Origin of the sequence: Flavobacterium facile (assembly GCF_036321945.1) — a bacterium.
In the GTDB taxonomy this organism is placed as follows: Bacteria; Bacteroidota; Bacteroidia; order Flavobacteriales; family Flavobacteriaceae; genus Flavobacterium; species Flavobacterium facile.
In genome coordinates, this window is sequence record NZ_JAZAYT010000019.1 from 1 (window position 1) to 9777 (window position 9777).

General features: G+C 30.6%; 19 protein-coding genes and 1 tRNA gene. 16 read left to right on the plus strand and 4 right to left on the minus strand.

Going from position 1 to position 9777, the window contains the following annotated elements; genetic code table 11:
• From UEQ13_RS00395 to UEQ13_RS00465, 16 genes are all read left to right on the plus strand, one after another.
• A partial coding sequence (locus UEQ13_RS00395) for a hypothetical protein (protein WP_329804380.1) occupies window positions 1–212 on the plus strand: 212 nt, incomplete at its 5' end.
• A 4-nt stretch (window positions 213–216) separates the two neighbouring features.
• Complete coding sequence (locus UEQ13_RS00400) at window positions 217–888, plus strand: hypothetical protein (RefSeq protein ID WP_329804381.1); 672 nt, start codon at window positions 217–219, stop codon at window positions 886–888.
• A gap of 23 nt (window positions 889–911) precedes the next feature.
• Window positions 912–1045 (plus strand) — tRNA-OTHER (locus UEQ13_RS00405).
• Between the two features lie 22 nt (window positions 1046–1067).
• Window positions 1068–1397, plus strand: a complete 330-nt coding sequence (locus UEQ13_RS00410; RefSeq protein WP_329804382.1) for a hypothetical protein — start codon at window positions 1068–1070, stop codon at window positions 1395–1397.
• 1 nt (window position 1398) lies between these two features.
• Window positions 1399–1527, plus strand: coding sequence for a hypothetical protein (locus tag UEQ13_RS00415; RefSeq protein ID WP_329804383.1), 129 nt, complete (start codon window positions 1399–1401; stop codon window positions 1525–1527).
• A 179-nt stretch (window positions 1528–1706) separates the two neighbouring features.
• A complete protein-coding gene (locus tag UEQ13_RS00420) occupies window positions 1707–1973 on the plus strand; it encodes a hypothetical protein (protein ID WP_329804384.1) in 267 nt (88 codons plus the stop codon).
• On the plus strand, window positions 1970–2302 hold the full coding sequence (locus UEQ13_RS00425; protein WP_329804385.1) for a hypothetical protein: 333 nt from the start codon (window positions 1970–1972) through the stop codon (window positions 2300–2302). The genes UEQ13_RS00420 and UEQ13_RS00425 overlap by 4 nt, the downstream gene beginning before the upstream one ends.
• A complete protein-coding gene (locus UEQ13_RS00430) occupies window positions 2302–2748 on the plus strand; it encodes a hypothetical protein (RefSeq protein WP_329804386.1) in 447 nt (148 codons plus the stop codon). Before UEQ13_RS00425 ends, UEQ13_RS00430 begins: the two co-directional genes overlap by 1 nt.
• A 17-nt stretch (window positions 2749–2765) precedes the next feature.
• Window positions 2766–3227 (plus strand): hypothetical protein, encoded by a 462-nt coding sequence (locus UEQ13_RS00435; RefSeq protein ID WP_329804387.1) that lies wholly within the window; start codon window positions 2766–2768, stop codon window positions 3225–3227.
• A 3-nt stretch (window positions 3228–3230) separates the two neighbouring features.
• Window positions 3231–3602, plus strand: coding sequence for a hypothetical protein (locus tag UEQ13_RS00440; RefSeq protein ID WP_329804388.1), 372 nt, complete (start codon window positions 3231–3233; stop codon window positions 3600–3602).
• Window positions 3603–3813: 211 nt separating this feature from the next.
• Window positions 3814–4776 (plus strand): RNA-directed DNA polymerase, encoded by a 963-nt coding sequence (locus UEQ13_RS00445; protein ID WP_329804389.1) that lies wholly within the window; start codon window positions 3814–3816, stop codon window positions 4774–4776.
• Window positions 4763–5059 (plus strand): hypothetical protein, encoded by a 297-nt coding sequence (locus UEQ13_RS00450; RefSeq protein ID WP_329804390.1) that lies wholly within the window; start codon window positions 4763–4765, stop codon window positions 5057–5059. Before UEQ13_RS00445 ends, UEQ13_RS00450 begins: the two co-directional genes overlap by 14 nt.
• 53 nt (window positions 5060–5112) lie before the next feature.
• On the plus strand, window positions 5113–5328 hold the full coding sequence (locus tag UEQ13_RS15530) for a DUF7220 family protein (RefSeq protein WP_456237516.1): 216 nt from the start codon (window positions 5113–5115) through the stop codon (window positions 5326–5328).
• 202 nt (window positions 5329–5530) lie between these two features.
• Window positions 5531–5743, plus strand: coding sequence for a hypothetical protein (locus UEQ13_RS00455; RefSeq protein WP_329804391.1), 213 nt, complete (start codon window positions 5531–5533; stop codon window positions 5741–5743).
• 36 nt (window positions 5744–5779) lie between these two features.
• The gene (locus tag UEQ13_RS00460; protein WP_329804392.1) at window positions 5780–6166 is read left to right on the plus strand and encodes an FxLYD domain-containing protein; all 387 of its coding nucleotides are present in this window, start codon (window positions 5780–5782) and stop codon (window positions 6164–6166) included.
• Between the two features lie 95 nt (window positions 6167–6261).
• Entirely contained in the window at window positions 6262–6447 is a 186-nt protein-coding gene (locus tag UEQ13_RS00465) for a hypothetical protein (RefSeq protein WP_329804393.1), read from the plus strand.
• Here the strand turns inward: UEQ13_RS00465 and UEQ13_RS00470 are convergent.
• From UEQ13_RS00470 to UEQ13_RS00485, 4 genes are all read right to left on the minus strand, one after another.
• Window positions 6437–6988 (minus strand): hypothetical protein, encoded by a 552-nt coding sequence (locus UEQ13_RS00470; RefSeq protein WP_329804394.1) that lies wholly within the window; start codon window positions 6986–6988, stop codon window positions 6437–6439. The two genes, UEQ13_RS00465 and UEQ13_RS00470, sit on opposite strands and share 11 nt — an antisense overlap.
• Before the next feature lie 12 nt (window positions 6989–7000).
• Window positions 7001–7513: a hypothetical protein gene (locus UEQ13_RS00475; protein WP_329804395.1), complete on the minus strand. Its 513-nt coding sequence runs from the start codon at window positions 7511–7513 to the stop codon at window positions 7001–7003.
• Window positions 7514–7610: 97 nt separating this feature from the next.
• A complete protein-coding gene (locus UEQ13_RS00480) occupies window positions 7611–8729 on the minus strand; it encodes a phage minor head protein (protein WP_329804396.1) in 1119 nt (372 codons plus the stop codon).
• Window positions 8730–8827: 98 nt separating this feature from the next.
• Window positions 8828–9777 (minus strand): phage portal protein family protein (locus UEQ13_RS00485; protein ID WP_329804397.1); only part of this gene is annotated, 950 nt, incomplete at its 5' end.

The window sequence follows — 9777 nt, forward strand, 5'->3', positions numbered from 1 at the left end:
AAACAAATTATTTCAGCCCTTTGGAGCGAATGCAAATTAACCAGGAGCGAGCTTCAAAATTTGATTACATCAATTATTTATTTAAAAAAATAGAGCATTCAGAAGTTAGAATTTTTAGTGTATCAGAAATCATTGAAAACAAAATACATAAAATAATTACATCAATAAACCAAAGCAACTGGAAACCACAAATAATAACTTTTAATTTATAAAAAAATGAGCACATTCGACATTACAAAACTTTCCGCTGCCGAACTAAAATCGTTAAAAAAACAGATGGTAGAACAGGAAAAACAAGAAAAAGAAAAAAAGAAAGGCGACATAGCCACTCTAAAGGAATTACAAAATAATTTTTTAGAGCAAAATATCGACACGCTTGTAAATCGTCAAGGCGAAATGGAAACATTAGTTAATGATTTGTTTGCCAATTTCAGCGACATTTTATCATTGAAAGGGCAAGTATATGGATTAGACAGATTAGACCAAGATAGCCACACCATTACAAACCAAGAAGGTACTTCAAGCATTACAATTGGTCAAAACGTAAACATCACTTTTGATGGTACGGAAGCGGTTGGAGTTCAAAAAATAATGGATTATTTAACTGCAATTTCAGGCAATGAAGATAATGAAGATATGAAGAAAATGAGTGAAACAGTTAAACTTCTGCTTAAACCAAGTATGAAAACTAAAATGCTAAATCCATCTAAAATAATTCAACTTAACGCTATGCGTGGGACTTACAATTCACCAGAATTTGACGAAGGAATGGACATCATAATAAACGCACAAATTCGACAAAAAGGCAGCAGCTATGTAAGTGGGTATAAGTTTATTCAAGTTCGCGACGTGCCTTCTAAAAAAGTAGAATTCAGATTTACTGTATAAAAATAGTTAAGTAGGTTAGTTGGTCCCGAGTGGCGAAATGGTAGACGCTTGACCACTAGATGTCGGTTAGTCATGGTAGCGCCTGGCAACCAAAGTTCGTGGATTGTTTTAGGAAAAACAAAATGACATCGTGCAGGTTCGAATCCTGTCTCGGGAACAAAATTTAAAACAACATCAAAATGACAACAACACCAAAAGCACCAATTAAATACAACGGTACAGGTAGTGCAGTAGATAATTATTTAAGTGAGACACCAGAAGAAAGTAAACTCAATTTTGCTGCCTTTGATATAAAAAACAGCCAGCACAGATACATAATGTCTTTGTGCCATACAATGGGGTGGACAAAAACATTACTATCTGGAAAGGAGGTTGCTAATATGGAAACATTTGGAATTTGGTTGCAAAATAAGAGTCCGATTCAAATGCCTTTAACAGAAATGAATCCAAAGCAAACAAGCAAAGTAATTTTTGCTTTCGAAAAAGTAGTAAAACATTTATTTAAGTAAAATGAAAGAATGCAACCACCTAAATAAATTAACCAGAGTTTTAGAAGCATCTGGAACATGTGAAACAACAATTAAAGTTTGTGCCGATTGTGACGAACCTCTTTCAGAACCAAAAACAGAATGTTTATGAAATGGCTTGAAAAATTTGAAAAGTTCTTACTTGGAGTTTTCGTGTTAATGGGATTAATCATTTTGATTTTAAATATTTATGTAGCCATTAAATTTAGATAAAATGAAAGTAAAATGTAACGGCACCTGTGAAGCTTGCGATTGTGAAGTTAAAAATCAAAATTTAATCAAAACTAATAAATGAAAAAATTAAAGCCAGAAATTAAAGAAATAAACAACAAACTAAAAGGAATTAACGCAGATGAAAACTTTGTAATAAGTGAATTTGAAAAAAGGAAACTAAAAAAAGAAATACACCGTCAATCTTACACTATATCTTATGATATTCTTGGAAGATGTTTTATTTCAGATCATTTATCTACTATGAGTAGTACTGCTGAAATAGCAGTTATGAAATGGTTAATAAAGTGCGATTTATTTATAGATGAAAACTACATAGAGCAATGAAAATAGACCTTAAAATAACATTCTCCCAATTAGAAGTTTTAGTATTAGCTTTTTCTGTAATGACAGAGCCACCAATACAACATCGAGATACGAAAGTAGCAAGAAGTGTTTTGGATAAAGTAATGATAAAGATTAAAAAAAAGCATATTGATGAAAGTGTAAAATCATCACTATTTAGTCAAAAAAAGAAATTTAAACTATCATTTGAATATTATGAAGCTCATTTTTTAGAAAAGTTTTTAGAAATAATACTTTCTTTTTCCCATGAAGACTATGAGCGTACAGTAATAACTATAATTATGGCAGAATTAAACCAAAAATTAACTTAATGGAACAACTTACAACTTACCGAGCAAAGGGAAAGGAAATAGGTTTAGTGTTCTTGTTTAAATATGATTTAAACGGCAATTTAAAGCTATTTGAAATATCTGAAGGCGAACTTAACACCGAACAAATGAAATGGCTGTTTAGCCCAAATTTCCCAGCTAATGAAAGCATAATGATTACCATTTGGAGCAAAGACAAAAAGTACACAAAAGTATTTGAAATAGAAAAGTCGCCTGCTAATTTATCATTTGATGCACTTTGGCAATTATACGGCTATAAAGAATCTCGAAAAGATGCAGAAAAGTTCTTTAACAAATTGAGTGAAGCGGATAAAATCAAATGCTTTATCCAGGTTCCAAAATACAAAAAGAAAATAACGCTCTCTGGAGTAGCACAGGCGTTACTTGCAACGTGGCTAAACAAACAACGATATAACGACGAATATTAATTAAACAAACATTAAAAATGCAAACATTAAAAATCAACATTCCAACGGGATTTGTAATTGACAAATTCGACGAAACAACAGGAGAAGTTTCTTTTAAACCAACTCCAAAAGTAGTAACTGAAAGAATTAAAACATTTGAAGATGTTTTACTTGAAAACAACACAGATCAAACTCATTTTGATGATGAGTGTGAAGGATTAACGACTGATGAAATTGCTTATAAAAAAATTAAGCTAATTGCTAAAGCATTAAATGAAGGTTGGACTCCAGACTGGACCAACTCAAATGAAACTAAATATCATCCTTATTTCAATATGGGTTCTCCTTCGGGTGGCGGTTTTTCGTACCACGACTACGATTGCTGGGATACGCGTTCGACTGTCGGCTCGCGCCTTTGCTATAAATCAAGAGATTTAGCAATTTATGCAGGTAAACAATTCACAGATATTTACGAAGATTTTTTAACACTTAACAAATAAACTATGTACACAGAAATTAAAACATTTGAAGACGCTTGTAAGGTTTTAAGCCTAGATGCAACAAAAGTAATTCCAGACTTTTCATTATTCCCTGTAGAAGAGCAAGAACCAATGAAAGCTCACGCAAAACTTATCATTATTGCAAAAGCTATAAATGGGGATTGGACTCCAAAATGGACTGATGGAAGTTGGAAGTATTATCCTTGGTTCGAAATGGGTTCTCCTTCGGGTGGCGGTTTTTCGTACCACGTCTACGTTAGCTGGTGTACGCGTTCGAATGTCGGCTCGCGCCTTTGCTTCGAAAATAGAGAAAAGGCAATTTATGCAGGTAAAAATTTTGAAGAGTTGTATAAAACATACTTTGTAAAAGGATAAAAAATAAAGGTTGTGTGGTGTAGTGCTGTAGTTCTCCTTCGGGTGGCGGTTTTTCGTACAACGACTACGATAACTGGAATACGAATTCGAATGTCAGCTCGCACCTGAGCTAAAATATAAAACATCACAGACCTTGCTCACATAGCAAAAAACAACAATTTTAAAAGATTCTTTAGTAAATAATTGAAAGCGAACCATTAAAGCAAAGGCAATGAAAAGAATTGGAAATATATTCAAGACAATAGTATCAAAAGAAAATCTTTTAGCTTCAGAACTAAAAGCAAGAAAAGGAAAAGCGTTTCAATATGGAGTTAGGGTTTTCGATAAAAACAAAACTGAACTTATTGATCAACTTCATAATGAATTGAAAAGTAAAACTTTTAAAACTTCGCAATACACAACTTTTACTGTTTTCGAACCAAAAGAAAGATTAGTATTTAGACTTCCATACTTTCCAGATAGAATATTGCATCATGCAATTATGAATAAACTAGAGCCTTTATTTACAAAATGGTTTACAAATGATACCTATAGCTCAATTAAAGGAAAAGGCATCCATAACGCAGCCAATAACTTAAAAAAAGCACTAAAAGACAAATCAAATACAAAGTATTGTTTAAAGTTAGACATCGTAAAGTTTTATCCAAATGTAAATCACGAGATTTTAAAGCAACAACTTCGAAAAAAATTCAAGGACCAGGATTTACTTTGGTTATTAGATGAAATTATTGAAAGTGCTGACGGATTACCAATTGGTAACTATTTAAGCCAATATTTTGCAAACTTTTATTTAACCAGTTTCGACCACTGGATAAAAGAAGAAAAGCAAATAAAATATTACTTCAGATATGCTGATGACATAGTAATACTTTCAAACTCAAAAGAACATTTACACCAAATTTTATCAGATATTAAACACTATTTAAACGATAATTTAAAGCTTCAAATTAAAAAGAACTATCAGATATTTCCAGTTGAAGCTCGTGGAATTGATTTTGTTGGATATGTCTTTTACCACACGCATACACTACTTCGAAAATCAATCAAAAAAAGATTTGCAAAGGCAATATCAAAAAAGAAAAATAAACAAACTATAGCCGCTTATAATGGTTGGACAAAACATTGTAACGCAAAACACTTACTCAAAAAATTATTACCAAATGAACAAATTTAGCGAACTAGGAATAAAGCCAGAACTCTCAACATTTACAGGAGACAAAATCAAAGTAGATAAATTGTTAAATGCTGAAATATCTATACTTGCTTTTAAAATAGATGATTCAAAAGTAAAAACAGGAACTAAAGTGCTTACACTACAATTAGAAAAACAGGGTACAAAATATGTTATGTTTTCAGGTTCAACAATCTTAATGCAAATGATTAATAAAGTTCCTAAAGATAAATTTCCATTCACAACAACAATTATAAAAGAATCCGAACATTTAGAATTTACTTAAAAAAACAATAATTCGAGAAAATTATATACAATAAATCGTAAAAATTATATAGTATGAAAAAACAAAGTAAAAAACTTAGTATTTTAGAAAGCGTTACCAACACGATAGTTGGTTTAGTTGTAAGTTACCTAATACAGCTGTATATGTTTCCCAAATTTGGCATTAAAATAAGCCACACCACAAACATACAAATCACTTTAATGTTTTTTGTAGCATCATTTGCCCGATCATATTTCGTACGTCGAATATTTAACAAGTTACATCAATGAGAATAGAGATAATTATAATAATTATAGTAGCAATGGCAATCGGTTACTTTATCAGAGTTTGCATCGAAGTAAAAAAAGACAAACCAACTGATCAACATTTTAGTCTTTATTGTTTCCAATGCGAAATAGATATGCCAGTTGCGGAAAAGAACGGCAATTTATATTGCAAAAATTGTGGATTAATTCATAAAAAAGAATATAAATGATAACAACTCAGAATATAGAAGCTACAAAAGCTTTCAAGGAACTTGATAAGGTTACTAAACAAATTTATCAAAAAAAGGCAATGATGGATAAAGTAAAACAAGAATTTCAAATTGCTAAAAATGTAGGATTAGAAAGATTCAAAGAATTTCACCCTACAAGACCTTACATAGAAAAAGCGATTATTGAATTGCTTGAATTAGAAAATTAATTATATTTGAAAAAAATCACTAAAAAAAAGAAAATTATGAAAGTATTAAAATGGGTTGTAATTGGCTTTGTTGCCTTAGTATTATTAGGTTTGTTTTTACCAGATAGCGACAAAAAAGCAACGGATAAAAAAGAAGTTACAGAAACTTCAAAAGAAGATATTGAAGTTGTTAAGTTTTCTGAAACTGTAAATGACAGAATGAGTACAGTTCATGTAGAAGTAAAAAACAATACCGATAAATTACTAACATCTGGTCAATTAAAAGTTATTTATGAAGACAAAGCTGGAAATATTGTTGGTACTGGATTAGGTACAATATTAAATTTAGCAGCTGGTGCAACAAAAGTAGTTGATTGTTTAGCAATGGATGTTGTTGGAGCGGAAAGTTATCATGTTGAAGTAACTCCAATGCTTTACGAATAGAAAGTAAATAATAAAAAAACACGCTAACTAGCGTGTTTTTTTTATGCTTTAAAATTGCTATTGTAAAATAAAAACTACTTTGTTAGTTTTGTAACATGAGTAGAGACGTTGACTTAAAAGAAAAGAAAAAACTAGAAATAAGAAATTATTTCGAAAAACTCAATTCAGTTACTGAGTACGGTGTAAAAAAATATACCATTGCATATTGCACTGCAGCTTGTGCAGATAAGTTTTTTTTACGTCCAAAAACTATTGAATTTTATCTTTATTCTAATCAGTAGTTATAGGCGAATAAACCCCTACTATAATTTCCTTTGCTGGAATTTCTTCTCTTATTACTTCAATTTCCATATTATCAAACTTCAAATTTTCGTATAAAATTTGTGCTGAATCATCAATCATTGTAAATTGATAACGCTGAACGTATAGAATTCCCGCACCTCCAGTTTCAACTGGATTGAAACCAGTTCTTTTCATTTCGTGAAAATACAAACCAGAACTACCATGTAAACAAGCATTAATTTTAGTTAATAAATCCAAAAAACCAAGTGCCTTTTCTTGTTTTTTACTACCTTTTGATGTATCAGCAAAAGTTTCATAAAACAAATAAGTATCAACTTGCATTGTTAAATTTTGTACTTTTTCAGACATATTATTTTGCTCCAAAGTTCTAAAACCAAAAAATACTGCAGGTGATTTAAATGGATGTTCTTCAGCCATAAAACTAACTTGCTCGCTCCATAAATCAATAGTTTTTATTTCAACTATATTGTCGCTAATTCTTTTTTCTAACTCTAAGTATAGATTTTTTAAATCTTTCATTTAAATAGTGTTTTAACTTGTTTTAAATCGGTTTACAATAGCTTTTAGTAGTTTTTGTTCAATAGTTTTATTAAACGTTGTACTTGGTCCCATAAATTGGCGTTTAGGTATTTTAATAGTCAAGATTTGGTTTTTATTTAAAGCCATTGCTTTCCATTTACCTAATTTAGTTTGTTGATACATCGCCCAAAAGTAGGAACGCATTTTTTTAGTTATTACAATATGAATTACACCACCTTCATTATGTAGTTTAGAATATTTGGCATCGTTAGACAAAACAATTCTTTTAGTTGAACTCTGTGTTATTTTATTACCATCACGTAAAGCAGCTGTTTTCATTAATATTGCTCTTCCGCTATCGCTACCATCTTTTCTCATTTCCCAATTAGTAATTGAGCCGTCAACAAAACCTTGTTTATCAAAATTATTTAAAACAAAGTTTATCATTTCAACTTCAGCAATAGTTTGAGCATCTTTAATAAGTAGCTTACCTATTTCAATAAAATTTGGAACTTTGTCAATCATAATATTTTTTTTGTATATTTGCAAAGTACAATTACGAGCGCGGATTCATTTCCAAGCACTTCCACTGTACTATAAAAAGCAATCTTCGGATTGCTTTTTATATTTCTTCTCTATTGTATTTATATACTTTTTCTTGTTTTGAAATAATTATAACAGTTTTAATTGTAGGATGAACTCCTTTTTGTTTTAAAATATTTCGCATTAAATGCCTTGCTTCGCCTAAAGTTTGATTATTTAATTCTAAACTAACAACTACATATTCGCATCTTTGTTCAGCTGCTTTTTTTAAAATATTTTTATAACCTTTCCCAATGGGGATTTTTAAATCTGCTATTTTATCATTTATTGAATATTCTGGATTTTTCAAATTTTTAATTTCACTATGTGGTCTCATTTTTATATCCAAACTTAAATGCGCAACTACAAGTTTGGCATTTTTAATGTTTATTTCAAAATCTTTTAGATCAGACCAAGTAGATACCTCTAAAATTGATTTTTTCGCTTTATATGCAATTTGATAATCGGGATTTGATAATTTTAAGTCTTCAAAACTGGTTTTTATTTTTTTGGTATCAGATGCAGGAAAAACAAAATAAGGATGTTCATTTTCATCAAATATCATATTTGAAACACCAACATTATTATTAAAACCTGGTGATGGATTTTCTTTTGGAATTCCTTCAGTAACTTTTTCATCAGTTTGAGTAACATAGCATCTACACCCAAAATCATTTGGAGGATACCAACTTAACCAAAAAACATCATTAATAGGTTTTATTATATCTTGTTGGTTCCTGTGTTGCTCTCGAACTCGACTATCATTTGCTGTTTTATATTTTAGATTTGGATAAACATCTTTTTGTTCAACATATTTAACCCATTTTTCAGACATTACACCACTTCTTTTTGCGGTATTGTATTCGGTTTCAAGATGTCGTTTATTGTATTCCTGGTTAATTTTCAAAGCTTCTCTTTTAAAGTCTTCAAAACTAGGTTTGTCTTTTAAAAAGAAGTTTAATTTCGCAATTTCTTGATAAGTTTTTGCACCAGAAAAACGATATAAATGTTGATTAAGTTTAAGAGTTCTTACAGCATTAGTTTCATAGTTTCCAAATTCATCACCATATCCACTTGCTAAACCTTCACGTAAATCTTTAAGTGTTTTAGTGAGTAATTCTTCATTTAAATCACTTGGTTTTAAATTTCCGTCATACAATTGTTTTGCAATTGATGTAATTAAATTTGTATAATCTGATAGGTCAACCGCCTCAATAGTGTTATTGTGTTCATGATTGCATTTAGTATCGTAAAATGCTATAATTTCATCCGAAACAATGCTACTGGTTGTTGCTTTTGAGACTTTTTTTTTTGAATCCCTTCTTCAGTAGAATTGTTTTGTTTCAAACCTAAAATCGGAATACCTGTTTTTTCAGTTATATACTTTGCATCCACTTCAAACCCTGCAGCAGAAATATTTTTAACCATTTCTATAATTTCAGTTGGATTCATTTCTTTAGAATCATCCCACTCAAATTTGTAATTTGCTAAAGGCGCATAAACGGGGCTTAGTAATATTAACCTTGGAATTAACTCTTTATTAATTAAATTTTTAATTTCGGTTCTATCACTTTCGTGTCTATCATCTGTAACGCCTTGCATTACTTTTAAACTTCCAAAAGTACCAGTAGCACTTGCATCTGTTGTACCATCTTGTCCAAGAATTCTTTTACTAATTTCCGAGTTCATAAACTCCATTAGTTTTGAGAAAATTTCGTAACGAGTTGCAGCACCAGTATTCGCAATTTCAATTTTTTCATTGCCTTTTAAAACCGCCCAATGATTAGATACCATGTTTTGCATCATATCTGCTAATTCATTTTCGCGAGTTTCACTGTAAGAATCTGTGACAACCCAACGTGGCGGGATTCCTTCTTTTTCCACTAATTCATGCCATGCTGCTTTTGTGAATCGTTTAGTTAGAACATCTGGGGCAACGTCTTTAAATATACCTAAATCACTGTTTTTGCCAATTTGTATGTAGTAGTTTTTTAAAGGTTCTTCTCTATATGAATAACCTGTAGTGTCTCCAACTTCTTTTACAATTAAACCAGGTCCTGTTAGTGCGTTTTCTAATGGTATTAAATTTACATTTGCCAATTCCATTGTTTCGGGTACTAAATCCCAAAGTTCAATTACAGTTGCGCCGTTAAACTTTGCCATAATTGAATGATAAATAAAACTATTAAACCATGGTTGTTCCAATA

Bases quoted from the DNA above. Each gene is read 5' to 3' on its own strand.
- UEQ13_RS00400 (WP_329804381.1), top strand. From the start codon at position 217: ATGAGCACATTCGACATTACAAAACTTTCCGCTGCCGAACTAAAATCG.
- UEQ13_RS00410 (WP_329804382.1), top strand. From the start codon at position 1,068: ATGACAACAACACCAAAAGCACCAATTAAATACAACGGTACAGGTAGT.
- UEQ13_RS00415 (WP_329804383.1), top strand. From the start codon at position 1,399: ATGAAAGAATGCAACCACCTAAATAAATTAACCAGAGTTTTAGAAGCA.
- UEQ13_RS00420 (WP_329804384.1), top strand. From the start codon at position 1,707: ATGAAAAAATTAAAGCCAGAAATTAAAGAAATAAACAACAAACTAAAA.
- UEQ13_RS00425 (WP_329804385.1), top strand. From the start codon at position 1,970: ATGAAAATAGACCTTAAAATAACATTCTCCCAATTAGAAGTTTTAGTA.
- UEQ13_RS00430 (WP_329804386.1), top strand. From the start codon at position 2,302: ATGGAACAACTTACAACTTACCGAGCAAAGGGAAAGGAAATAGGTTTA.
- UEQ13_RS00435 (WP_329804387.1), top strand. From the start codon at position 2,766: ATGCAAACATTAAAAATCAACATTCCAACGGGATTTGTAATTGACAAA.
- UEQ13_RS00440 (WP_329804388.1), top strand. From the start codon at position 3,231: ATGTACACAGAAATTAAAACATTTGAAGACGCTTGTAAGGTTTTAAGC.
- UEQ13_RS00445 (WP_329804389.1), top strand. From the start codon at position 3,814: ATGAAAAGAATTGGAAATATATTCAAGACAATAGTATCAAAAGAAAAT.
- UEQ13_RS00450 (WP_329804390.1), top strand. From the start codon at position 4,763: ATGAACAAATTTAGCGAACTAGGAATAAAGCCAGAACTCTCAACATTT.
- UEQ13_RS15530 (WP_456237516.1), top strand. From the start codon at position 5,113: ATGAAAAAACAAAGTAAAAAACTTAGTATTTTAGAAAGCGTTACCAAC.
- UEQ13_RS00455 (WP_329804391.1), top strand. From the start codon at position 5,531: ATGATAACAACTCAGAATATAGAAGCTACAAAAGCTTTCAAGGAACTT.
- UEQ13_RS00460 (WP_329804392.1), top strand. From the start codon at position 5,780: ATGAAAGTATTAAAATGGGTTGTAATTGGCTTTGTTGCCTTAGTATTA.
- UEQ13_RS00465 (WP_329804393.1), top strand. From the start codon at position 6,262: ATGAGTAGAGACGTTGACTTAAAAGAAAAGAAAAAACTAGAAATAAGA.
- UEQ13_RS00470 (WP_329804394.1), bottom strand. From the start codon at position 6,988: ATGAAAGATTTAAAAAATCTATACTTAGAGTTAGAAAAAAGAATTAGC.
- UEQ13_RS00475 (WP_329804395.1), bottom strand. From the start codon at position 7,513: ATGATTGACAAAGTTCCAAATTTTATTGAAATAGGTAAGCTACTTATT.